A 24,231-nucleotide genomic window follows, 5' to 3' on the forward strand; every position below is an offset into this window, starting at 1 on the left:
TATTTACGGGCAAAAGGGAGGGCGACGTGCACGAGCGGGAACGCTGGCAGGTCATCAAGGCACTCTTGCGGGAGCGGCCATTGGTACGCATCGCGGACGCTTGTCGCGCAACCGGCGTCTCGGAGGCCTCGATACGGCGCGATTTCGCCAGGCTCGCCGAGCAAGGCGTCGCGATCAGGGTACATGGCGGACTCGAAGCCCTGCCGGAAACCGCCAGCATGCCGGGCGATGTCGTCTCGCTTGCCACCCGCTCCTTCGACGTCAGCCAGACCCTCAATATCGGCGCCAAGCGCGCCATTGCCAAAGCGGCCGTCGCCCTCTGCGCCGACGGCGAGACGATCATCATCAATGGCGGCACGACCACGTACCAGATGGGCGAATATTTGCGCGAGCGGCGCCTGAAGGTGTTGACCAATTCCTATCTGCTCGCTGACGCGCTGATCCACACGTCGAAATGCCGCGTCGCCTTGCCGGGCGGCGAGGTCTATCGTGAGCAGGGCATGATCGTTTCGCCTTTTGAAGAGGACGCGATCCAGCACTATTCGGCGACGCGGATGTTCATGAGTGCGATCTCGATCGGGCCGCTCGGTGTCATCGAAGGCGACCCCCTGCTCGCCCGTGCCGAAACGAAGCTGCTGAAGCGCGCCGACAAGCTGATCGTGCTCGCCGATTCCTCGAAATTCGTTTCGCGTGGCAGCCTCGTCGTCTGCCCGCTCTCGCGTATCGATACGATGATCACGGATACCGATGCACCTGACGACGCACTCGACATGCTGCGCGCGCAAGGTGTCCGGGTCCTGGTCGTCGACGCAGGCACTCAAACCAATGCGGCGGCGTGACCATGACAACGGACCCGCGCAGTGCAACTCCCGGCGCCCCGCTTCTGACGGTGCGCGCGATCGAAAAGTCCTTTCCGGGCGTTCGGGCGCTGTCCGGCGTCTCCTTCGACGCCGCCAGAGGCGAAGTCCACGCCTTGCTCGGCGAGAACGGCGCCGGCAAGTCGACGCTGATCAAGATCGTCTCCGGCGTATTCCCGCCCGATCGCGGCGAGGTTGTCGTCGACGGCAGGCCGGTCGATCTCGCGCGGCCGGACGATGCAAGGCGCGCCGGCATCGCCACGATCTATCAGGAGCTGCTGCTGTTTCCGGAGCTCACGGTTGCCGAGAACATATTCATGGGCCATGCGCCACGCGCCGGCCTCGGCCGGCTCGACTGGCGTGCCATGCGGGAACGGACAAAAGCGTTGCTCGCGTCGCTCGAGATTCATGACCTGGAGGCGGAGCGCATCGTCGGCTCGCTCAGCATCGGCAATCGCCAGCGCGTCGAAATCCTGCGCGCGCTGTCGCAGGATGCGCGCATCCTGATCATGGACGAGCCGACAGCAGCCCTGACCGAGTACGACGTGACACGGCTATTCGACATCGTGCGCAAGCTGAAGGCCCGCGGGGTCGCCGTGATCTATATCAGTCATCGGCTCGACGAGATTTTCGCGATCGCCGATCGTGTCACGGTGCTGCGCGACGGCGCACATGTCGCCACCAAGCACGTCACCGAGACGGACGCGACCGAGCTCGTGCAATTGATGGTTGGCCGCAGGATCGAAAGCCTGTTTCCGAAGATCACGGCGCCGATCGGCAAGCCGGTGCTGGAGGTGAAGGACCTCGAACGACGGCCGCTGACGAAGACCATCTCGCTCACGGTGCGCGCGGGCGAGATCGTCGGCCTTTCCGGCCTTGTCGGCTCCGGCCGCAGCGAGCTGGCGCAAACCATCTTCGGCGTCACACCGGCCGAGAGTGGCGAAATCCGGATCGCCGGGCGACAAGTCGACATTCGCTCGCCGGCCCAGGCGCGGTCCCTGGGCGTCGCCTACGTTCCCGAGGATCGCGGCACGCAGGGCCTGGTGCGGCCGATGACGGTCCGCGAGAACTTCAGCCTCGCCGCGCTTGGCAAAGTCGCATTCGGCGGCTTCATCGATCGCGGCGCCGAGCGCAAGCTGGCCGGCGACGGCGTCCGGCGCTTTGCGGTCAAGGCCAGCTCGCTCGAGCAGATCGCGGGCAAGCTCTCCGGCGGCAATCAACAGAAGATCGTGCTCGGCAAATGGCTCGCCAACGGGCCGAAGCTGTTGATCCTCGACGAGCCGACGCGCGGCATCGACGTGGGCGCCAAGGCGGAGATCCATCGGCTGATGGGCGAGCTTGCGGCGCAGGGGCTCGCCATCCTGATGATATCGAGCGAGCTGCCGGAGGTGCTCGGCATGAGTGACCGCGTTCTCGTGATGCGCGAGGGTCGTATCGTTGCGGAATTCTCGCGCGAAGAAGCAACCCAGGAGTCGATCGGCGCGGCGATGATGGGCAGTCATGACAACGCGGAGAAAGCGGCATGACGACGGTGACGTTGACCGGTACCGAAGCGGATCCGCGACGATGGCTGAAGGCGTTTGCCTCGCAGGAGGCTTTGCTCGCGATCGCGGTGATCGGGCTCGCCATCGCGGTCGGACTTTACAATCCGCGCTTCCTGGCGGCGCGCAATCTGTCCGACGTGCTGCTCGGCAACGCCTATATCGCCGTCGCCGCGGTCGGCATGTCGATGGTGATCATTTCCGGCAACATCGATATTTCCGTCGGCGCGCTGATCGGCGTCCTGGCGACGATCAGCGGCACCCTGGCCGTCAACGGCGCACCCATCGCGGTCGCCTGGTCGGCAGCGCTTGTCGCGGGCGTTCTCGTGATGGCCTTGCAGGGCGTCATCATCGCCTATCTGCGCATTCCGGCGATCGTGGTCACGCTGGGCATGCTGTCGATCCTCAAAGGCGGCCTGATCAGCGTGACCGGCGGCAAATGGATCACCGACCTGCCCGACGACTTCCATCTCGCCGACGTCGAGATCCTGGGTATGCTGCCGTTTCCGGTTTTTCTCATGATCCTGGCGACGATCCTGGCAGCGTTGTGGATGCGTTATTCGGCCTCGGGACGCGCGATCTACGCGGTCGGCGGCAACGCCGAAGCGGCGCGGCTCTGCGGCATTTCGCAGCCGCGCACGATCGTCATGGTCTTCGCGCTGCACGGCCTGTTCGCAGGGGCGGCCGCCCTGCTCTACGCGACGCAGCTGCGCGTCATCCAGTCGACCGTGCCGCCCAATCTCGAGCTGACGATCATTACCGCCTCTGTGGTCGGAGGCGTCAGCATCCTCGGCGGCGTCGGCACGGTGGTCGGCTCGACCCTTGCCGCCGTACTCATCGCCGAGATCGCCAGCGCGCTGGTCTTCATCGACGTCTCGCCCTACTGGATCCGCGCGGTCCAGGGCGTGCTCATCCTCGTGACCGTGATCGCCGACATTCTGCGGCGCCGGCGCATGGCCGGAGCATGAGCGCGATGAGCGAAATTCCTCTTCCCCAGACCGCAAAGCGCATCATGCCCTGGTGGCTGCTGCGTCACGAGACCATGCTCGCGGTGATCCTGCTCGTTGCGTTGATCGTGCTCGGGAGCTTGAACAGCCGCTTCCTCACGATCGACAATCTGCTCAATCAAGGCAGGCTGACGACGGAGGTCGGGCTGATCGCGCTGCCGATGACCTTCATCATCATTACCGGCGGCATCGATCTCTCGGTCGGCTCGATTGTCGGACTCTGCGCGATCCTGCTGGGCTATTCCTGGAAGAGTTTCGGCTTTCCGCTGCCGCTGGCGATCTGCTTCTCGCTGCTGGTCGGTGCCGCGGCGGGCTTTCTCAACGGCATCGTCATCACCAGGGTGAAAGTCCCGCCGCTGATCATGACAATCGCGACGCTCGCACTTTATCGCGGCCTCGCCGAGGGAATCAGCCAGGCGCGTTCGGTGCGCGGCTATCCGGAATGGTTCTACTTCGTCGGGCAGGAAAACCTCTTCGGCGTGCCGGCGCAACTCTGGCTCTTGCTGATCGCGATCGTGGTGTCGGCAATCGTTCTCGACCGCACGACCTTCGGCCGGACGCTCTATGCGATGGGCAACAACGAGACCGCCGCGCGCTTTTCCGGTTTGCCGGTCGATCGCGCAAAGCTGATCATCTACACGCTGTCGGGCCTCATGGCCGGCCTCTCGGCCTGCGTTCTCGTCTCGCGCGTGACCACGACCCGCTCGGACATGGGGATTGGCTATGAGCTCGACGTGATTGCGGCCGTGGTGCTCGGCGGCACCAGCATCTTCGGAGGCGTCGGCACGATATGGGGCACGCTGGTCGGCCTGGCGATGATCCAGCTCTTGAAAAACGGGCTGGCCCTGACCGGCGTCAAGGGCGACGCGACGATCGTGGTGATCGGGGCGGTGCTCATCCTTTCAACTCTTGTGGCGAGTTCGCTCCAGCGGCGCCGCGACGGCGTTTGATGGAGTGTCTGACGGCGAAAAAAGCGGCTTAAACATGGGAGGACAACAAGATGAAGCTCGGATTAGCCTTTGTGTTTCTCGGCGCGACGCTGCTGGCCGGAACGGCCTCTGCGGCGGACAAGAGATGGGACGGCGCGGACGACCTGCCGGTCAATCCGCTTGCCTGTTCGGCCGGTGAGGCCAATGCCGCGCCCGCAGCCAAGCCCTACGACGGCGGCCAGGCAACCAACCCCCCCGACAAGGCCGGGAAATCGATCACGCTGGTCGACGTGCCGAAGCTGATCGGCATCGGTTATTTCAACGCGACGTCGAAAGGCATGCAGGAGGCCGCCAAGGAACTCGGCAACGTCACGGTCAAGACCGACGGCCCGACCGAGGCCAAGATCGACGAGCAGATCAAGTTCATCGACAATTACATCACCAGCGGCGTCGACGGCATCCTCTTCGCCGCCAACGATCCGGTGGCGATCGCACCGGTCCTGAAGAAGGCTCTGTCAAAGGGCATCCATGTCGTAGGCTACGACGCCAACTCGACGCCCGATGCACGCGAATGGTTCGTCAACCAGGCCGAGTTCAACGGCATCGCCAAGTCGATGATCGACTCGATGGCCAAGGAGGCCGGCGAGGACAAGAGCTTTGCGATCGTCACCTCGACCTTCACGACGCCGAACCAGGCGCGCTGGATCGCCGAAATGTGGGCCTATGCGCAGAAATGCCATCCCAAGCTGAACTGGCTCGAGACGGTCGAGGCGCAGGAGGACAATAACCTGTCCCTCAACCAGGCAACGACGCTGATCAACAAGTATGGCGACAAGCTCGCCGGCCTGTTCGGCATGACTTCGGTCGCGACCCCCGCCTCGGCGGAAGCCGTGACCAAGGCCAAGCTCTGCGGCAAGGTGGCCGTGGTCGGCCTCGCCACGCCGAATGCGATGAAGCCGTATGTCAACGCGGACTGCGTCAAGTCGGTCGTGCTGTGGAATCCGGTCGATCTCGGCTATGCCGCGACCTATGTGATGCGTGCCGTCGTCGACGGCAAGCTCAAGCCCGGCGCGACGTCGGTGGAGGCCGGCAAGCTCGGCAAGCTGAACGTGGTCAATGGCAGTGAAGTCCTGCTCGGCTCGCCCTTCATCTTCACAAAGCAGAACATCAAGGATTTCGATTTCTGACCCGGACTCGTCGCCCGGCCGCAGAACGCGGCCGGGCGCACAATTTGGCCCTTCATTGTCATCGCCATGGCAAGCCGGCCATGACGCGCATGACGCTGCTTGTTGAGATGTAGCTGACGATGAGCCAGACGGTTGCAGTGCTCGACATCGGCAAGACAAACGTAAAGCTTGCCTTGTTCAGCGATGGCCGGCTTCTCTGGGAAAAGTCGGCGCCCAACCGCGTCCTGGCGGGACCGCCCTATCCGCATGAAGATGTCGAGAGCGCATGGACCTTCTTCCTCGATGCCCTTCGTGAGGCCGCACGCACGCATCAGATCGGTGCGATCGTTCCGACCGCACATGGCGCAGCCGGCGCCTTGATCGGCGAGAGCGAACTCGCCGCGCCGGTCATGGACTACGAATTCGCGGGCGTGGAGGCCATCGAACCGGACTATGCCGGGCTGCGGCCCTCGTTCTCGGAAAGCCTGTCGCCGAAGGTACCGGCCGGCCTCAATCTCGGCCGGCAACTCGCCTATCAGAAGTGGCGCTGTCCGGACCTCTTTGCCGAGGCGAGGTCTTTCGTTGGCTATCCGCAATACTGGACCTGGCGCCTGAGCGGCGTGGCGGTCTCGGAAGTCACCTCGCTCGGCGCCCATACCGACCTCTGGGCTCCGCGACGGGGACAAGTCTCCAGCCTCGTCAAAGCTCTCGGCGTCGATCACTTGCTGCCGCCGCTGCGCCGCGCGTTCGATCCGCTCGGTCCGATTCGGCCTGAAATCGCCGCGCTGACCGGGCTTGCGCCTGAAACGCGGGTCTTTTGCGGGATCCACGATTCCAACGCTTCACTTCTGCCCTACCTCGTCTCGCGTCAAGCGCCGTTCACCGTGTTGTCGACCGGCACCTGGGTGATCCTGATGTGCGTGGGTCTTTCGCTCGATCAGCTCGATCCCCGCGACGACACGCTCGCCAACGTCGACGCGCTGGGCCGCCCGATCGCCTGCGGGCGCTTCATGGGCGGACGCGAATACGCCACCATCGCGGGCAGCGCCGGCAATCCGGACCTTGGCGCGATCGAGCGCGTCATCGCCTCGGGCGCCATGGCCCTCCCCTGCTTCTCCGGGCAGGGCGGCCCCTATGCGAGGACGAATGGCGTCATTCGCGGCGACGTCGCAACGCGCGATCGGGCGGCACTCGCAACGCTCTATTGCGCGCTGGTCGCCGACCTGATGCTGACGCGCATGGGCGCCAGCAGCGGCGATCTCATCGTCGAAGGAACCTTCGCCGGCAATCTTCCCTTCTGTCAGACACTGGGCGCGCTGCGGACGCGGCAGCGCATCTTCGCTGCGCGCGACGCCGCAGGCACGGCGCGCGGTGCCGCGATGCTTGCGCATTGGCCGCCATCCTATTCCATCACGGCTCCGACCCCCGTCGAAACGATCTCGATCGCAGGCCTCGATGCCTATCGTGAGGGCTGGACGGCAGCGCTCCCCTCACGAGCGCTATGACAGCCCAAGCGCTCTGCTCCACCTTGCGCACCAATGCCTCGCGACGGACTTCGCGCCAGTTAGGTCATCCGAATCCAGGTGCCGTTGCCTGCCGAGGACTTCACCGCAGCATCGATGAACTTCACACCTGCCAGGCCATCCTCGACGGTCGGGAAAATCACCTCAGGATCCGGCTTCACGTTCGCTCTTGCCGCGTGGATGGCGCGCGCGGCCTCGGCGTAGATTGTTGCGAAACCTTCGAGGTAGCCCTCGGGGTGGCCCGAAGGGACGCGGGTGACACGAGCCGCCTCACCCATGGCGCCGGCGCCGCCGCGGGTCAGAAGCTGCTTGGGCTGGCCGTACGGCGTGAACCAGAGTTGGTTCGGATGCTCCTGCGCCCATTCGAGCCCGGCTTTGCTGCCGTAGACGCGCAGCGTGAGGCCGTTCTCATTGCCGACCGCGACCTGACTAGCCCACAGCATTCCCTTCGCCCCGCCCTTCCACTTCAGGAGGATCTGGACATCGTCATCGAGACGCCGCCCCTCGACAAAGGTCGACAGCTCCGCGAGCAGTTCGTCGAGCGCGAGCCCCGTGACGAAGCAGGCGAGATTATAGGCGTGGGTGCCGATGTCTCCGATGCAGCCGCCGGCGCCGGACCGGGCCGGGTCCGTCCGCCACGCCGCCTGCTTGTGGCTGCTTGCTTCCAGTCGCTCGGTCAGCCAATCCTGGAGATATTCGGCCCGGACCAGCCTGACTTCACCGAGGTCGCCATTCGCGATCATGGCGCGCGCCTGGCGAACCATGGGATAGCCCGTGTAATTGTGCGTCACCACGAAGACCCTGCCCGTCTTCCTGACCAACGCCACCAGCTCCTCGGCCTCGGCGACCGTCGTCGTCAGTGGCTTGTCGCAGATGACGTGGATTCCGGCTTCAAGGAACGCCTTCGCGACCGGACTGTGCATGTGGTTGGGGGTTACGATCGAGACCGCCTCGATGCCGTCCGCCCGCGCAGCTTCAGCCTTCGCCATCTCCTCGAATGAGCCATAGGCACGATCATCAGCGATGCCGAGCTCCTTCGCTGAGGCCTTGGCTCGAACCGGATCGGACGCGAGCGCGCCGGCAACCAGCTCGAACCGGTCGTCGATGCGAGCGGCAATACGGTGGACGGCACCGATGAAGGCGCCCTGACCGCCGCCGACCATGCCAAGCCGGATACGACCGCGATCGCCGGCTTCCTTGCTTGCTTCGATGGTCATTCTCTTCTCCTCGCTCAGGAGATGCCGAGCATCTTGCGGTTCGCCGCGTCGTCGGTGCCGGAGCCTGCGAAATCGTCGAAGGCTTGCTCGGTGACGCGGATGATATGGCTCTTGATGAAGTCGGCGCCCTCGCGCGCCCCCTGTTCGGGATGCTTCAGCGCACACTCCCACTCGAGCACCGCCCAGCTGCCATAGTCGTTCTGCGTGAGCTTCGAGAAGATGGCGCCGAAATCGACTTGGCCATCGCCCAGAGAACGGAAGCGGCCGGCACGGTCGACCCAGCTCTGAAACCCGCCATAGACACCCTGGCGACCGGTTGGGTTGAACTCGGCGTCCTTGACGTGGAAGGCCCTGATGCGCTGGTGGTAGATGTCGATGTAGTCGAGGTAGTCGAGCTGCTGCAGAACGAAGTGTGACGGGTCGTAGAGCAGATTCGCGCGCACATGATTCTCGACCCGCTCCAGGAACATCTCGTAGGAGACGCCGTCGTGAAGGTCCTCGCCGGGGTGCATCTCATAGGCGAGATCGACGCCGTGCTCGTCGGCATAGTCGAGGATCGGCCGCCAACGCCTGGCAAGCTCGTCGAAGGCGGCTTCGACGAGGCCGGCCGGTCGCTGCGGCCACGGATAGACGTAGGGCCAGGCAAGCGCACCGGAGAACGTCGCCTGCGCGGTGAGTCCGAGCCGCCTGGAGGCCAGGATCGCGCGCTTGACCTGATCGATGGCCCACTCCGTGCGGGCCTTGGCGTCGCCACGCACTTCCGGCACGGCAAAGCCGTCGAATGCCGCGTCATAGGCCGGGTGAACGGCGACGAGCTGCCCCTGGAGATGGGTCGAGAGCTCGGTGATCGCCAACCCATGGCGCGCCGCGATCCCCTTCACCTCATCAGCGTAGTCCTGCGACTCCGATGCCCGCGTGAGGTCGAAGAGCCGTCGATCCCAAGTCGGAATCTGAACCCCCTCGTAGCCGAGCGAGGCCGCCCATCCGCAGATCGCGTCGAAGGAGTTGAACGGCGCCACGTCGCCGGCAAACTGAGCGAGGAATATCGCCGGTCCCTTGATCATCTTCATCGAATGCTCCCTTCATGCCCCGCCCCTTACTGGCTTCCGGGAGAGGTCATCGGACATCATCATCACATAGGAAGGCCTCGTCCCGCCTCACAATTCCCTTCGGATAAGCGACATCAGACAAGGCCCGCGCCTCCCGGCGCCCCCTCCTGCTTTGATATCGAATGGAAGTCCGGATGCACCACAGGTGGCATCTTCGCTGAGGCCATGACAGACCACCAACAAAGAAAAACCCCGGCAGTTTCCTGCCGGGGCTCTCCAATCAATCGGATGATTGATCTTAGAAGTTGCGCTGAGCGCGGAGCATCATGGTCAGCGAGTTCTGATCCTTCAGCTCGTAGGTCGCAGCCGGCTTCGCGAAGGCGGCAACAGCAGGGGCATTGATGGCGCCCGAGTACTTCTGGTCGAGCATCGTGTAGCTCAGGTCAGCCGTGAACGCCAGGTTCTTGACCGGGGTCCAGACGGTGTTGACACCGATCACGCCGATGTTGAAGTCCGGGTTGCAGGTCGAACCAGCGACGGCGATCGTGGCGAAGTTCGCGCAGATCAGGCCCTTGCTCGTGTTGCCGTAGCCCATATGAGCATAGCCACCGTAGATGGCGCTGGCCCAGTTCGGGGTCCAGTTGTGGGTGTAACCACCGCGGAAGCCCCAAGCCTTGGTCGTCTCGATGCCGGTGCCGGCGCCGAAGACGCCGTCAGTGATACCAGCGAAACCAACGCTCTGGTAAGCACCAGCTAGGCCAGTGCCGCTGTACATCGAGAAGTTCTGCGGCCACGAGATGTTGCCGAAGACGTAGTGAGCCGCACCGTCGGCGTAGACGGCCTGCATGTTGATCGAGTCACCCGCACCGGTCGGGATGTTCTTGATCGACAAGGCGCCCTGCACAGCCCAGCCCCACTTGTCGGCTGGGTGGTCGGTGGCCTCAGTCGCACCGTAGTACGCACTGTGGATATCGTGCGCGACAGCCGCGATCTGGAACAGACCCCAAGCCTGGTCAACACGAACCTGACCGACGATGTCGGGAGAACGGTTCGCACCCCAATCGTACGTGCCGTAGTTGCCCTGGATGAGGGCAGCGGCAGCATTCGCAGCAGCCGAAGTCGTAACAATGGCGCCTGCGCCGTTCACAGCACTGCTGGCCGCAAAGCCGGTCGCATTCCACAGGTTCGATTGACCGCCGCCATTGCCCGTCGTCTGATCCTGGATCGACACTGCGGCGGTGATGCCCTGGCCGAAGTCAGCCGTGTAGGTGGCCTGGTTCACACCGGTGACGAAGTTCGAGCCGCCCGGAATGGTATCGGGACCGCCAGCCGGATAGCCCGTCCACGGCGCATCGAAGATCGAGACGGTGCGACCGAAGGTGAAGCCAGCGAACTGGATGAAGGCGTGGTAGAGGCCGAGACCAGCGGCACCACCTGCAGCGGCTGACGGGTTGCTCGCGGAGACCGTTCCGGAGTCAACGCTGAACACCATGTCGGCGAAGGTGCGGACCACGCCGTACTCGGTTGCGGTGCGGGTATCGACCGTGAGGTCCATACGAGCGCGGCTGTAATAGTAGTTCGTCAGACGGTTGTTCGAGCCGCCGTTGAAGGTGCCCTGGCTAAACCGGAAGCCGTAGTCGTTAGCGCCGCCGAGGATCATGTCCGCGCGGACGTAACCACCCAGCTTGATGCAGGTGTCGGTGCCGGGGATGTAGTAGAAACCCGCACCGTACAGCGAGCAGATCTTCACGTATTCGACGGCCTTTGCCTTCAACGGAAGGTCGGCTGCCTGGGCTCCGCCAACGGCGAGCAGACCCGCCACTGAGCCGAGCAAAAGGCTCTTAAAGTTCATGTTAAACCTCCAAGTTGCTCTTCAGGGAAGGTCACTGACCCGGACGGCCAATTCCCCAACCCCCTCTAAATCACCGCCCTGGCCACCTTCGCGTCTTCGGACACACCCGCATGAACGCGAGGGACTTAAGCGAAAGACCTAAACGGGACGACCTTGGGATGCCCCCCTCCGTCGCCTGATCACCATGATCGATGGCCATTGCACACGCAACAACCGAACGGGCGCGAACAGCCTCGAATATCCCGAATCTGATCATGTGTTGCACAAAAATCACGCACCGACCGAGGCGCGAAAAATATCGCAACCTATTGATTCCCTGTTGGAAAAATTCATTCACAGCCTCGTTACAGCCCAAGGCGCAAACCGACCGCTCCGATGTGCATGCGGCCTGGATGGGTTGCGCGGGGCCCCTCCACGGCGTGGAAAAGCGAATCGAGCAGACCTGAAGAACCACTGCGATGCATCGCAACGGGCGATCCAAATATCGAACGAAGAAACAGGATTTCGGGGCGACGATCGCTGCAGAATCGCCAGTCGTTCAGGTTCCGCGCCGGGCAAGATCTCGCAGCCAGTGGCGGAAGGGCAACAATCGGGACCCCTAAATGCGACGGCGGGGTCGTGTCCGGCGTCGATCACTCCGAAGGTTTTCAGCCCCTCGCGTCCACTCACCGCCGGCCGGCCGGGTTCTCACCCGCGGTGAATCCGAGATCCAAGCGACTGGATGGCATCGGAAACATTGCCGGTTCCCCGCGCGTCCAAGGCGAAGTGCAGGACGATCGTCTGATCTCTTCAACTTTTGCGCGCAGGCGCTTGGATCGGCCCTGCCATGCACCGCCACAATCTGCCCGAGCCGGCCGCGGCCAGGCGGGCGGTACACTCATACGATGCTATTCCTTCTTCTCATCAAGCAGCTTGGCCACGCGCCGCAAGCCGAGCAGATAACCCTGATTGCCGAAGCCGGCGATAACCCCGTCAGCCCGTTTGGAGATGAACGAGTGGTGGCGGAATTCCTCGCGTTTGTGCACGTTGGAAATGTGCACCTCGATCACGACCCCCTCGAACGTGTTGAGAGCATCCAGGATGGCGACCGACGTATGGGTGAAAGCTGCCGGGTTCATCACGATGCCGGCAGCCGTCTCGCGCGCCTCATGAATCCAGTCGATCAGCTCGTATTCCCTGTTGGATTGATGGAAGCGAATCTCAAGGCCGAGCTCCTTGGCTAGCGCCCGGCAATCCCGCTCCACGTCCGCAAGCGTCTCGTGACCGTAGATGTGGGGCTGACGCTTTCCGAGCAAGTTGAGATTCGGCCCGTTCAGGACGTAGACAAGACGGCTCATGGAAGTACTCCGTTCAGTGATGGGCGAGGATTTCGCCAAGGAACTGCCTGGTGCGGGCGTGCTGCGGATTGCGGAAGAAGGCGTCGGGTGCGCCTTCTTCGATGATCTGTCCTTCAGCCATGAAGATGACCCGGTCGGCAACCTGGCGGGCAAAGCCCATCTCGTGGGTGACGCAAATCATGGTCATTCCGTCGTTGGCGAGGCCGATCATCGTATCGAGCACCTCCTTGACCATCTCAGGGTCGAGAGCCGAGGTCGGTTCATCAAACAGCATCACCTTCGGCTGCATGCAGAGCGCACGCGCGATCGCAACGCGCTGTTGCTGCCCGCCCGAAAGTTGAGCCGGATACTTCTCGGCCTGATCACCGATGCGGACGCGCTCCAGGTATCTTCGCGCGGTCGCCTCCGCCTCGGACTTGCTGATGCGGCGCGCGCGGATAGGCGCGAGCATGCAGTTCTGCAAGACCGTCATATGCGGAAAAAGATTGAAGCTCTGAAAGACCATGCCGACGTCCTGGCGAACCACATCAATAGCCTTGATGCTGTCGGCCAACCGATGCCCGTTCACCACGATACGGCCCTGCTGGATCGGCTCGAGGCGGTTGATGCAGCGGATGAGAGTCGATTTGCCCGAGCCGGACGGACCGCAGAGCACGATCTTTTCGCCCTTCCGCACCGTGAGATCGACATCGCGAAGCGCCTGGTACTCGCCATACCACTTCTGCACGCCTTTCATTTCGATCAGGATCTGATCCTGCATGGATTCCGCCTCCACCATCGAACGACGGCCGACGCGCACAGCGCGCCGGCCGCTCGCATTGACTATTGAACCGTGAACGGAACGCCGGGGACTGAGTCCGGGAAGATCGGAACGGGCGCCTTCATCCATTTGGCGTAGAAGCTGGCCAACTTGCCGTTGGTCTTGATCTGGTCGATGAACTTGTTGACCGTCTCGTTCCACTCCTTGTCACCCAGGCGGGTACAGGCGCCGTTGTACAGAGCCGTGAAGTGAAGCTTCGGCTCGAACCCAAGCTCGGGCTTTGCGGCGTTCAGACGCTGCGGGTAGAAGCTGTTTGCGCCGACGGCCTGGACCTGACCGGACAGCAGCGCCTGGATCGTGGCCGCGTCATCATCGAACCTGCGGATTTCGGTGCCCGCTGGCGCATTGTTGGTGACCTGGGTGTCCTGCGTGGAGGACCTCGGAACGCCGATCACGAACTTGGCCATGTCGGCATTGCTGTTGATCGGGGTGGCCTGGGCCGCGACAAGCGTGATCTCATTGGCAACATACGGCTTGGAATACTGCACCGCCTTTGCGCGTTCGGGCAGCATGGCCATGGTCGCGAACAGAATGTCTACGCGGCCTGTGGTGAGCGAGGGAATGCGATTGGCTACCGCCAGGGGGACGAACTCGGCCTTCACGCCGAGATATTCAGCGAAGGCGCGGCCCATGTCGGCATCGATGCCATCCTGCTTTCCCGAACTATCGACATAGCCCCACGGAGGATTGTCGCCCTGAATGCCGATAACGACGACGCCCTTCTTCTTCACGTCTTCCAACGTGCCGGCCTGCGATTTGCCAGCGGCCCCGATGGCCATCAGCATCAGCAGCGCGATGCCGAGCCGGCGACGATTGAGTGAAAGCAACATGAATTTTCTCCTCCTGGTGATGGCTTTATATGATTGGCAGGTGCGCCGTTCCTACCTTTGACTGGCCAAGGCGAGCCTGGCCTCCATCCGGCTGCCCCACCACGAGAGTGGCCAGCAGAGGACGAAATACATTGCGCCGACCACGCCGAAGACGAGCAACGGCTGGAAAGTCTGGTTCGAAACGATTTGACCGGCGCGGGCGAGCTCGATGAAGCCGACGATGGCGGCGAGCGAGGTACCCTTGATCAATTGCACGAGATAGCCGATGGTTGCCGGCAGCGAGATGCGGATCGCCTGCGGCAGCACGATGTCGCGCATGCGGGACGAATAGTGCAGCCCAAGCGCCATCGCCGCCTCGGTCTGCCCGCGCGGCACCGCCTGGATCGCTCCGCGCCAGATCTCGCCAAGGAAGGCGGAGGCGTTCACGGTGAACCCGATCGCCACCGCGACGAACGCGTCGAGCTTCAGCCCGGTCAACGCCAATCCGTAGTACACGACGAAGAGCTGCAGCAGCAGCGGCGTGCCCTGGAATATCCCGATGTAGACGCGGACGGTCCATTCGACCCACTTATGACCACAAGTGCGCAAAAGCGCGACGGCAAGGCCGGCGGTGCAGCCACCTGCGAAAGCGACGAGCGTCAGCAGCACTGTCCATTGCAGCCCACGCAACAGGAAGCCAAACTCGGGAAGACCAAAATGCGGTGCCATGATCTCCCCGTCAGCGTGTCGGATAGGAGAAGAAGCGGTGGGAGATGGCCGCAAAGCCCAGCATCAGTAGCCACGAGATCGCGAGATAGAGGAAGGTGACGGAAAAATAGACTTCGAAGCTGCGGAACGTGTCGCTTTCGATGCGCTGCGCAACCGACGTCAATTCGTAGGCCGATACCGCCGAACAGATCGATGAGGTCAGCGTCAGCATGATGAATTGCCCTGTGAGCGAGGGGTAGATCGCACGAAGCGCGGGCTTGAGCACGATGAAACGGAACACTTGCCCTTTGTGCAGTCCGAGCGCGTAGCCGGCCTCTATTTGCCCCTTGTGAATGGATTGCACCCCGCCGCGGATGATCTCGATGGCGTACGCGCCGCCATTGACGCCGAGTGCGATAATGGCAGTAGCGGTTGGATTGAGCTTCAACCCGATGAGCGGCAAGGCGAAGAACAGAAAGAATATCTGCACCAGGAAAGGCGTATTGCGCACCATCTCGACGAAGCCGATCACGAGGGCACGTAGCCAGGCCGCTTTCGAATCGCGCGCCGCGACGCCCGCGACACCGATCATCATCGCGAGCGTCATGCCGGCAAGTGCCAGGCCCAACGTACCCGCACAGCCCCACAGCAGCGCGGGCATCGCATGCCAAACCACCGAGAAATCGAGCGTGTAGCCCATCTTGCGTTTCCTCTCGGGCGTTGTTCGTGCCGCTCGCCCATCGGCCTGACGTCATCCTCCCAGTGATGCGAACGTCGCGAAGAAGACGTCTGGATCAGGTGCGATGTCCGTGAACAGGCGGAATGCTTCGGTGCCCTGGTAGATCGCCATGCCGGCGCCATCGAGCGTGCGGCAGCCGAGGGTGCGGGCCGCGCGCAGCAGCGCGGTTTCCAGCGGGAAGTAGACGATCTCAGCGACCCACAGATCGGGACGCAGCAGGGCCGTCGGCAGCGGCGTCCCTGGATATTTGTCCATGCCGATCGGCGTCGCGTTGACGATTCCGTCTGCAGCAGCCACAGCCGCCTCGACATCCTGGCCAACCTTTAAGCGCCCTTCTTCAAATCGGGGGGACAATCCGTCGACCACGCTCTGCGCCTTGACCGGGTCGATGTCTATGATGGTCAGTTCCTGCACGCCGAGCTTCATGAGCGCGAAAGCGACCGCCGAGCCTGCGCCCCCCGCACCGAACTGAACGACGCGACGAAGCGACGCACCTAGCATGTTGCGACGAAAGTTCTCGGCGAAGCCGAACCAGTCGGTGTTGTGGCCAGTCATTCGACCGTTCCTGATGACCACGGTGTTCACGGCACCAAGCGCCTTTGCGTCGGGCGAGAGCTCGTCCAGGAGTGGAAGGATCGCCTGCTTGCACGGATGGGTCACGTTCAACCCGTCAAAGCCCATCCGCTTTGCGGCCCTGAGCAATTCCGGCAAGGTCTTCACGCCGAGCTTCAACTCGGACAGATCGATCTTCTTGTAGAGATAGCGGATGCCGGCGGCGTCAGCGGCGGCTTCGTGCATGGGCGGCGTGCGGGACGCAGCAATGCCGCTGCCGATCAGACCAACGAGAAAGCTGGATTTGGGAGGCATGTTCGGGATCGCTCGTCAGCTCAAAGGGACAGTCAACTCGGCGATGACCTGAGCCGTGCCGGGTCGAACCCCCCGCCACCAGGCAAAAGCTTCCGCCGCCTGCTCCACCAGCATTCCGACGCCATCGGCCAGCTTGGCTACGCCTCCGACATGGGCCGCTTGCAGAAAGGAAGTCAATCCCTTGCCATAGGCAAGCTCGTAGGCCAGCTCCGCACCGCGGAAGACATTGCCCGGAAGTGGCGGCATCTCACCGCGCAGGCTGGCCGACGTCGCGTTGACCACGACGTCATACCCCTTGGTAAGATCGGCCAGTTCAGCATAACCGCTGACGATCAGGGGACCATAACCGGCAAACTCTTCGGCCAAAGCCACAGCCTTTGATAAGGTACGATTGACGAGCACCAACTCGGACGGCTCCTGGCGCAGGAACGGCAGCAGCGCGCCACGCGCCGCGCCGCCGGCACCGAGAATCAGGACGCGGCGTCCGGCCATTCTTACGCCGAGATTGACCGTGATGTCACGCACCAGGCCGACACCGACGAAATTCTCGCCAATGATCCGATCGCCGACGAACTTCAGGCAGTTTACGGCGCCAGCTCGGTCGGCGCTCTCGGATAGCTCGTTTGCGTAGGCGAAGGCATCGAGCTTGAACGGAGCGGTGATGTTCAGCCCCTTGGCCCCCTCTGCCCGGAATTGATCAACCCGCTCGCTGAAGCCGTTGAGGGGCCCCTCGATCGCCTCATAGACAAGGTCCTGTCCCGTCATTCTGGCGAAAGTGCCATGGATGAGAGGTGATTTGCTGAAGCCGATCGGATTGCCGATCACCGCATAACGGTCGCTCATCGCTCACTCCTGCACTGCGACTTCGTTGAAGAGGACGCCGTCGCGCACCATCGCCTCGATGGTTTCGGCCGCCACTCCCAGCGAGGCGGCAATGCGGCGATTGTCCTGGCCGAGCAGCGGCGCTGGGGTCCGCACGGTGGTGTCGCAATCGGAGAAGCGGAAGGGCAGGTTCGGCAGCGTCACCTTGCCGAGCACAGGATGCTCCTGCTCGACCAGCATGCCACGCGCGTGGATCTGCGGATCCTTCACCACCTCTTCGATGGTCTGCACGGGAGCAGACGGCACACCTGCTTCCTCAAGTGCCGCAAGACAGGCGTCCCGGGAGGGCTGCGACAGCGTCCAGTTGCGCACAATCTCCATCGCTTCAGCGTAGTGGGCGTTGCGCGCGGCAGGGGTGGTGAAGCGTTGGTCGGAGGCCAGATTGTCTCCCCCGATCAGGCTCGCCAATCGTCTCCACGCATCATCGACTTGCGCGGCGACGACGAGATTGCCGTCCTTTGCCGGAAAGACGCCATAGACGGTCGAGTCCGGCTGTCCGCTTCCGGTCTGCTTCGGCAGGTCCGTCCCGCCAGAGAAGAAGTAACGCTGCACCGCATAATCGTGCATCGAGACCATGCAGTCGTATAGCGCGAGATCGATGTGCTGGCCGCGCCCGGACGACGCGCGGCCGACCAGCGCGGCATTGACGGCGGCCACACCGTGAATGCCGGTGTACATGTCCGCCAACGGCATGCGAAGCAGCGGGGGCGCTTCGCCGGGGGTGCCGAGTTGTGCCAAGGCACCCGACATCGCCTCTGCGATCAGGCCGAAGCCCGGACGATCGGCATAGGGACCGGTGTGGCCATAAGCCGAGACCGAGCAGTAGATCAGTCTGGGATTGCGCGCCGACAACGCCTTGTAACCGAGCCCGAGGCGCTCGAGTGCGCCGGGGCGGTAGTTCTCGATGAAGACGTCGGCCGTGTCGACGAGCTTCATCATCATGTCGAGACCGCGCGAATCGCGCAGATCGATGCACAATCCCTGCTTCCCCATGTTCTGCTGCAGGAAGTAGCCGGATTGTCCGTCCTTGAAATACCCGTGAGCGCGGCCCGCATCGCCTTCCTTCGGACGCTCCACCTTGATGACCTCAGCGCCCATCGCAGCGAGGCAACGGCCCATGAACGGACCTGCCAGGAAATGGCTGTAGTCGATGACGCGAATGCCTTTGAGCGGCAGATCTTGCGCGGTCATGCCTGTGCTCCTGCGGCTTCGGTCTTCGGGCGCATCGGAATCATCAACCTGTGTTCGCCAAGTTGCACCACTTCGCCGCGCTGATTGATCAGCTCCGATGGCAGCACCACGATGCCCCACCCTTCCCGCTTTGTTGCGCGCATCGAGCCGACGCGGAACTTCACGTGCACGGTGTCGCCGAGCTTGATCGGCAGCTTGAAATCCCAGGTCCAACCCAATGACATTCCCGGGAGGAAGCGATAGTCGGCGCGGGTCTTCAAACCATCGGCGAGCGACAGACCAAACAGCCCGTGCGCGACGCGCGTGCCGAATGGCGTGGTCTTGGCGTACTCCTCGTCGACATGAACAGGCGTGAAATCACCCGTCAGTTCGGCATACGCATTCACCATCGCTTCGGTCACCGTCACTGCGGGGGTGACGCATTCGTCACCGACCTTGGCATCGTCCCAGTAGCGTTCGTCGGTCATATCGCTTCTTCCTCATGCCCGTGGATTGATCGCCAGCGCCGCTTCCACCGCGCCCGCACTGGCTTGCAAGATTTCGACGTTCAGCCCGCCCGGCAGTTCGAGCCAGTTCGGTCCGGCGGGCAGTGCTTTGGCACCCCACGCGGCGGCGCGGGCGAGCACACCTTCGTAATCGTCGACCATGATGCCGAGATGGGCGAGACGCCCCTCCGGTCCGACGAAGAGCGGATTGTCGATCAGTTGCACGCTTCCGAGCACCCAGACCTGACGCGGGCGCGCACCATCAGCCGGTTGCTCATCGCGAATAGCGAGACCAAGCACCTCGCGAAAGAAGGCGACGTGACGATCAACGTCAGGCACCCGGATCGCGACGTGTTCGACGTAGGCACGGGGCAACGACATCGTCTCAGGCCTTTCCCGGATAGTCGCTGCGGGCGTATTCGAGCCCTTTGACCAATGCGACGAGGGTAGAATTGACGGGGGTCGGTACGTTGAGCTTGGCACCCCAACGCACGACCGAGCCGTGAATGTAATCGATCTCAGTCAGGTTGCCGGACTGCAAGCTCTGCAACATCGACGTCTTGAACTCGGGCGGAAGTCCGGCAGACGCCATCGTCCAGGCCTGCCGCGGATCCGCAATCGAGATCTTCACGCCGGCCGCCTGCGCCACCGCGATCCCCTCCGAGATTGCGGCCAGTGCGCAATCTTCCAGGATCGGCAACGAATAGAGGCCGCCATAGGTCAGCCCGGTAACGGCGGTGATTCCTCCTCCGGCGACGTTGATGAACAACTTGTCCCACATCGTGCCCAAGATGTTGTCGCTGAGCAGCGTGAGAATGCCGGCACGATTGAACGTTTCGGAGATTCGTCGTGCGCGTTCCGTCAAACGACCATCGAGCTCGCCGATGATGGTTTCCTTGCCGATCACGCCCGAGCGAACATGACCAGGGCCGAGCAACACGCCGCCAACATAGGTCTTGCCTGCCATGACACGGTCGGGACCGACTTCCTCCGACAGAATGTCCTCGTGACCAAGCCCGTTTTGAAGCGACATCACGACAGTCTGCGGCCCAATGATCGGCGCAGCTGCGCGAATGGCATCTCGCGTGTGGTAGGATTTGACCAGTACGATGACGAGGTCCGCCTCGACCCCCACCTGGGTCGCGGAGGTGCACGCAGTAACCTTCACGACGGTCTCGATGCCACCTTCGAGCAACCTGAGGCCACCGGCATTGATCGCGTCGATATGCGCCTGGAACGGATCGATGAGCCAGACCTCGGCCCCGCCACGTGCCAGCGTGCCGCCGATGGTGGAGCCCAAGGCCCCCGCTCCGATAAAGCAGATCCTCATCTGAACGCTTCTCCCGCGCCTTGCCTGGCGTTGGAAGCGAGGTAGCAGGCTGACCTATATTTGGATATACTATGATCCTTATAATCGTTATTGTGATTTGCAATGAAGCTTCAGGATCACGCCGAGACCAATCTGCTGGACCCGCGCCTGCTCAGGCTGTTCGACGCATTGTTCACCACGGGCAGCGTCACCAAGGCAGCCGAGAAGCTCGGTCAAAGTCAGCCGACCATTTCGATCTGGCTGGCGCGCTTGCGAAAGGAATTGGACGATCCGCTCTTCATCCGGTCGGCGGAGGGGATGCTGCCGACGCCGCGCGCCGAGGCTCTCATCGGCACGGCCAGACAGGCGCTGGAAATGCTGCGTCGCCTGGCGGAGCTTCGCATCGACTTTGATCCGGCGATCGCAAAGCGCCGTTTTACCATCTGCATGACGGATGGAAGCCACGTCACGCTGCTTCCGGCCATCCTCGCTCACGTTCGCAGCGTCGCGCCGGGCATCCGCATCGAGGCGGCACAGATCGGCGCGGACACCCCACGGATGCTACAATCCGGCGAAGCCGATCTGGCGCTCGGCTACATCTCGGATCTCGACGCGGGACACTTCCAGCAGGCACTCTTTCCGCAGGATTGGGTCTGTCTGGCGAATGCGAGACATGCCCGGATCCGGGACCGCATCACCGCAAAGGACTTCAGGCGCGAGGCGCACGTCCTCATACACTCCGGCACTGGACATCAGTTGCTGGCGGACGCACTAAAGGAGCAGCGGATGGTCCTTGACGTTGTGCTCGAGCTCCCCGGTTTTTTGGGGCTTCCCACAATCGTCGGGACGACTGATCTGATCGCCACCCTTCCAAGGCACATCGGTGAAACGTTGGCTCATTATTACGGACTGCGCGTGTTCGACTGCCCGCTGCCGATCGCCGGGTTTACGGTGAAGCAATATTGGCACGCCCGCTTCCATCACGACCCGGCAAGCCAATGGCTGCGTGGCGTGTGCGGGGAGCTTTTCCAGCAGCAGGACGTGCGGGGTCTGCATCGTTCAGGTCGGCCGAAGAAACGAAAGCCACGCGATTTGCAGCCGTAGTGGAGCGCTTGATGAGGGCGGAAGCTAAGCAGCCAACTGCTGCTGCTACCGCCGTCGCATCAGATCAACCGGCACTTGCCGCGCAATGAACTAGTAGTTCGTGGCGTTCTTCTCGTTGGGAATGCCTTCGATCGGGCATTCAGCGGTTCCTACGGTCGGGCGGGTCATTGCCTCGACCATATCCCGGGTGCCTTCGGGGTCGGCGATCCACTTCGAATAGAAGTCATAAGGACAGGCTGCGAGGCCCTTCGCGCTTTCGCCCGAATTGATCGTTCCGGTGTAGCCACGATGCAGCAGCTTGAAGAGATGGTTCTGCGACTGGTTGTTGCGGCGGGCATCGCGGATAAGGCTCTTCGACAGGCCGGCGTACTGGATGCCATACTCCTCCTCGCCGGTCTCACCAAGCGTCCGGCCATCGAAGCCGACGATCGCTGAGTGACCGAAATAGGAGTAGACGCCATCGAAGCCCGCGGCGTTGGCCACCGCGACATAAACATTGTTGGCCCAGGCCATCGCCTTCGAGATCATCACCTGCTGCTCCTTGGCCGGATACATATAGCCTTGGCAACGCACGATCAGCTCTGCGCCCTTCATCGCGCAGTCGCGCCAGATCTCCGGATAATTGCCGTCGTCGCAGATGATCAGACTGATCTTCAGCCCCTTCGGGCCTTCCGAGACATAAGTGCATTTGCCCGGATACCAGCCCTCGATCGGCACCCACGGCATGATCTTGCGATACTTCTGCACGATCTCGCCGTTGTCGTTCATCAGGATCAGCGTGTTGTAGGGCGCCTTGTGCGGATGCTCCTCATGGCGCTCGCCGGTCAAGGAGAACACGCCCCATACCTTCGCCTTGCGGCAAGCTTCGGCAAAGATCGCAGTCTCTTCGCCCGGCACCTGCGAGGCGGTCTCGTACATCTCCTTGGCGTCGTACATGATGCCGTGGGTCGAGTATTCCGGAAAGATCACGAGATCCATGCCGGGCAGACCGAGCTTCATGCCCACGACCATGTCGGCAATCTTGCGGGCGTTGTCGAGCACCTCGGCCTTGGTATGCAGCCGCGGCATTTTGTAGTTGACGACGGCAACGCCGACCACGTCATTGCTGGAAGAAATGTCACCATGAAGCATTTGAAAACGCCCTTCGGTTCTGGTTCGAGCTTCTGATCCGTTGCGGTCCGCGTCAGTGGCTGATCATCCAGGGCCGCGCGGTCGGGAAGCCGACAGCGCCGCTCTTGCTCTTCGTCACGAGCCGTCCCGGTTTCTTCTTGCTGCCGGTCCCGCAGCAGCCGCAGCCCGGACCATGGGTGGCCTTGTACTGGTCGAGCGTCTTCGGCGCGTGCTTGCTGCGCTCGTTGGTGGCGTGCGCCTTGCGCTTGTCACCGGGCATGCAGAAGAACGCCGGCGCGGTGAGGATCACGCGCGGCGATTCCATCTCGCAGCGCGGACAATCCTGCGGCGCGTCGCATTCGGCCATCGGACGCATATCGGTGAACGGGCCGCAATCATTGCAGAGATATTCATAGACGGGCATGGTCGCTCTCTTCGCTGTAGCACGTCTGACGCGGGACGCATCGCCCCGCATCCGTTTCGCATGGGGGCTACTTGTCAGGTGAGATCGGCATCTGCACATCGCCCGTGATGTGCTTCACCGGCCCGGCGGAGGACGGCATCACGTCGAAGTCGAATATCTCGGTCGGCAGCCATAGCGTGGCGCAGGCGTTGGGCACGTCGACCACGCCCGAGATGTGACCCTGGCACGGCGCCGTGCCGAGGATCGAATAGGCCTGCGCGCCGGAGTAGCCGAATTTCTTCAGATACTCGATCGCGTTCAGGCAAGCCTGGCGATAAGCGATGTGAACGTCGAGGTAATGCTGCTTGCCAGCCTCGTCGACCGAGATGCCTTCGAAGATCAGATAGTCCTTGTAGTTCGGCGTGATCGGCGACGGCTTGAACACGGGATTCTTGATGCCGTATTTCGCGACGCCGTCCTTGATGATGTCGACCTTGATGTGCAGCCATCCGGCCATCTCGATCGCGCCGCAGAAGGTGATCTCGCCGTCGCCCTGGCTGAAATGCAGATCTCCCATCGAGAGGCCGCCGCCGGGAACGTAGACCGGGAAGTAGATCTTCGAGCCGCGCGACAAATCCTTGATGTCGCAATTGCCGCCATGCTCACGCGGCGGCACGGTACGGGCGCCCTCGAGACCGATCTTGGCCTTGACGTCACCCTTGGCCTGGCCGGCATGCGCGGTCGGCGCGAACGGCGGGTTGGCAAGGCCCGGCACACGGGTCGGGTTGGTCGCGATCAGCTCGGCTTCTCGCGCGTTCCAGGCCGCGAGCATCTTGGCGTCGGGCAGACAGCCAATCAGGCCAGGATGGATCAGACCGGCGAAATTCACGCCGGGCACATGACGTGACGAGGTGTAGAGACCCTTGATGTCCCAGATCGACTTCTGCGCCAACGGGAAGTGATCGGTCAGGAAGCCCCCACCATTCTGTTTGGAGAAGAAGCCGTTGAAGCCCCACAGGCTCTCCTTCAGCGGACCAACGTCGAGCAGATCGACGACGAGAAGGTCGCCGGGCTCAGCCCCCTTGACGCCGATCGGACCGGACAGGAAGTGCACGATCGACAGGTCGATATCGCGAACGTCGTCGGCCGAGTCGTTGTTCTTGATGAAGCCGCCGGTCCAGTCGACGGTTTCGATGATGAAATCGTCGCCCGGGCTGACCCACTCGACGATCGGAACCTCCGGATGCCAGCGGTTGTGGATCTTGTCGTTTTCATAGGCCGATTTGGTGAGATCGACCTTGATCAGTGTCTCTGGCATCGAGATGT

At 62.7% G+C, this 24,231-nt stretch carries 24 protein-coding genes; 7 read left to right on the forward strand and 17 right to left on the reverse strand.

Going from position 1 to position 24,231, the window contains the following annotated elements; translation table 11 throughout:
• Positions 1-26 precede the first annotated feature (26 nt).
• The 6 genes from ACVIIW_RS34920 to ACVIIW_RS34945 all read left to right on the forward strand — a co-directional run bounded on the left by ACVIIW_RS34920 (position 27) and on the right by ACVIIW_RS34945 (position 7,005).
• Complete coding sequence (locus tag ACVIIW_RS34920; RefSeq protein WP_456704857.1) at positions 27-839, forward strand: DeoR/GlpR family DNA-binding transcription regulator; 813 nt, start codon at positions 27-29, stop codon at positions 837-839.
• 2 nt (positions 840-841) lie between these two features.
• Positions 842-2,383 (forward strand): sugar ABC transporter ATP-binding protein, encoded by a 1,542-nt coding sequence (locus ACVIIW_RS34925; protein ID WP_456704858.1) that lies wholly within the window; start codon positions 842-844, stop codon positions 2,381-2,383.
• A complete protein-coding gene (locus tag ACVIIW_RS34930) occupies positions 2,380-3,366 on the forward strand; it encodes an ABC transporter permease (RefSeq protein ID WP_456704859.1) in 987 nt (328 codons plus the stop codon). Before ACVIIW_RS34925 ends, ACVIIW_RS34930 begins: the two co-directional genes overlap by 4 nt.
• Positions 3,363-4,355 carry an ABC transporter permease gene (locus ACVIIW_RS34935; protein ID WP_456704860.1) on the forward strand — a complete coding sequence of 331 codons (993 nt, stop codon included), beginning with the start codon at positions 3,363-3,365 and terminating at the stop codon, positions 4,353-4,355. The genes ACVIIW_RS34930 and ACVIIW_RS34935 overlap by 4 nt, the downstream gene beginning before the upstream one ends.
• Positions 4,356-4,405: 50 nt before the next feature.
• Positions 4,406-5,521 (forward strand): autoinducer 2 ABC transporter substrate-binding protein, encoded by a 1,116-nt coding sequence (locus tag ACVIIW_RS34940; RefSeq protein WP_456704861.1) that lies wholly within the window; start codon positions 4,406-4,408, stop codon positions 5,519-5,521.
• A gap of 119 nt (positions 5,522-5,640) precedes the next feature.
• Positions 5,641-7,005, forward strand: coding sequence for an FGGY-family carbohydrate kinase (locus tag ACVIIW_RS34945; RefSeq protein ID WP_456704862.1), 1,365 nt, complete (start codon positions 5,641-5,643; stop codon positions 7,003-7,005).
• 59 nt (positions 7,006-7,064) lie between these two features.
• Here the strand turns inward: ACVIIW_RS34945 and ACVIIW_RS34950 are convergent, their stop codons facing one another.
• The 14 genes from ACVIIW_RS34950 to ACVIIW_RS35015 form a co-directional block, all read right to left on the reverse strand.
• A complete protein-coding gene (locus ACVIIW_RS34950; RefSeq protein ID WP_456704863.1) occupies positions 7,065-8,240 on the reverse strand; it encodes a Gfo/Idh/MocA family protein in 1,176 nt (391 codons plus the stop codon).
• A gap of 14 nt (positions 8,241-8,254) precedes the next feature.
• Positions 8,255-9,310 carry a sugar phosphate isomerase/epimerase family protein gene (locus tag ACVIIW_RS34955; protein ID WP_456704864.1) on the reverse strand — a complete coding sequence of 352 codons (1,056 nt, stop codon included), beginning with the start codon at positions 9,308-9,310 and terminating at the stop codon, positions 8,255-8,257.
• A 277-nt stretch (positions 9,311-9,587) separates the two neighbouring features.
• Positions 9,588-11,141 (reverse strand): porin, encoded by a 1,554-nt coding sequence (locus ACVIIW_RS34960; RefSeq protein WP_456703925.1) that lies wholly within the window; start codon positions 11,139-11,141, stop codon positions 9,588-9,590.
• 887 nt (positions 11,142-12,028) lie between these two features.
• On the reverse strand, positions 12,029-12,478 hold the full coding sequence (aroQ, locus tag ACVIIW_RS34965; RefSeq protein WP_092239695.1) for a type II 3-dehydroquinate dehydratase: 450 nt from the start codon (positions 12,476-12,478) through the stop codon (positions 12,029-12,031).
• Positions 12,479-12,491: 13 nt separating this feature from the next.
• Complete coding sequence (locus tag ACVIIW_RS34970) at positions 12,492-13,238, reverse strand: amino acid ABC transporter ATP-binding protein (protein ID WP_456704865.1); 747 nt, start codon at positions 13,236-13,238, stop codon at positions 12,492-12,494.
• 62 nt (positions 13,239-13,300) lie between these two features.
• Positions 13,301-14,128, reverse strand: coding sequence for a transporter substrate-binding domain-containing protein (locus ACVIIW_RS34975; protein WP_456704866.1), 828 nt, complete (start codon positions 14,126-14,128; stop codon positions 13,301-13,303).
• A 51-nt stretch (positions 14,129-14,179) separates the two neighbouring features.
• On the reverse strand, positions 14,180-14,836 hold the full coding sequence (locus ACVIIW_RS34980; protein ID WP_456704867.1) for an amino acid ABC transporter permease: 657 nt from the start codon (positions 14,834-14,836) through the stop codon (positions 14,180-14,182).
• 10 nt (positions 14,837-14,846) lie between these two features.
• On the reverse strand, positions 14,847-15,515 hold the full coding sequence (locus ACVIIW_RS34985; protein ID WP_456704868.1) for an amino acid ABC transporter permease: 669 nt from the start codon (positions 15,513-15,515) through the stop codon (positions 14,847-14,849).
• Between the two features lie 51 nt (positions 15,516-15,566).
• Positions 15,567-16,421, reverse strand: coding sequence for a shikimate dehydrogenase (locus ACVIIW_RS34990; protein ID WP_456704869.1), 855 nt, complete (start codon positions 16,419-16,421; stop codon positions 15,567-15,569).
• A 15-nt stretch (positions 16,422-16,436) separates the two neighbouring features.
• Positions 16,437-17,264, reverse strand: a complete 828-nt coding sequence (aroE, locus tag ACVIIW_RS34995; protein WP_456704870.1) for a shikimate dehydrogenase — start codon at positions 17,262-17,264, stop codon at positions 16,437-16,439.
• A 3-nt stretch (positions 17,265-17,267) separates the two neighbouring features.
• Positions 17,268-18,494, reverse strand: coding sequence for a CaiB/BaiF CoA transferase family protein (locus ACVIIW_RS35000; protein ID WP_456704871.1), 1,227 nt, complete (start codon positions 18,492-18,494; stop codon positions 17,268-17,270).
• Positions 18,491-18,961, reverse strand: a complete 471-nt coding sequence (locus tag ACVIIW_RS35005; RefSeq protein WP_456704872.1) for a MaoC family dehydratase — start codon at positions 18,959-18,961, stop codon at positions 18,491-18,493. Before ACVIIW_RS35005 ends, ACVIIW_RS35000 begins: the two co-directional genes overlap by 4 nt.
• Before the next feature lie 12 nt (positions 18,962-18,973).
• Positions 18,974-19,360: a VOC family protein gene (locus ACVIIW_RS35010; RefSeq protein WP_456704873.1), complete on the reverse strand. Its 387-nt coding sequence runs from the start codon at positions 19,358-19,360 to the stop codon at positions 18,974-18,976.
• Between the two features lie 4 nt (positions 19,361-19,364).
• Entirely contained in the window at positions 19,365-20,309 is a 945-nt protein-coding gene (locus ACVIIW_RS35015) for a ketopantoate reductase family protein (protein WP_456704874.1), read from the reverse strand.
• A 102-nt stretch (positions 20,310-20,411) separates the two neighbouring features.
• Here ACVIIW_RS35015 and ACVIIW_RS35020 point away from each other — a divergent pair, with 102 nt between their 5' ends.
• On the forward strand, positions 20,412-21,392 hold the full coding sequence (locus tag ACVIIW_RS35020; RefSeq protein ID WP_456704875.1) for a LysR family transcriptional regulator: 981 nt from the start codon (positions 20,412-20,414) through the stop codon (positions 21,390-21,392).
• Between the two features lie 90 nt (positions 21,393-21,482).
• On the opposite strand, the gene ACVIIW_RS35025 is transcribed toward ACVIIW_RS35020, so the two are convergent.
• The 3 genes from ACVIIW_RS35025 to fmdA all read right to left on the reverse strand — a co-directional run bounded on the left by ACVIIW_RS35025 (position 21,483) and on the right by fmdA (position 24,223).
• Complete coding sequence (locus tag ACVIIW_RS35025; protein ID WP_456704876.1) at positions 21,483-22,523, reverse strand: aliphatic amidase; 1,041 nt, start codon at positions 22,521-22,523, stop codon at positions 21,483-21,485.
• A 52-nt stretch (positions 22,524-22,575) separates the two neighbouring features.
• A complete protein-coding gene (locus ACVIIW_RS35030; protein WP_456704877.1) occupies positions 22,576-22,926 on the reverse strand; it encodes an FmdB family zinc ribbon protein in 351 nt (116 codons plus the stop codon).
• A gap of 67 nt (positions 22,927-22,993) precedes the next feature.
• Entirely contained in the window at positions 22,994-24,223 is a 1,230-nt protein-coding gene (gene fmdA / locus ACVIIW_RS35035; protein ID WP_092239706.1) for a formamidase, read from the reverse strand.
• Between the last annotated feature and the right edge of the window lie 8 nt (positions 24,224-24,231).

Source organism: Bradyrhizobium sp. USDA 4449 (genome assembly GCF_054056275.1).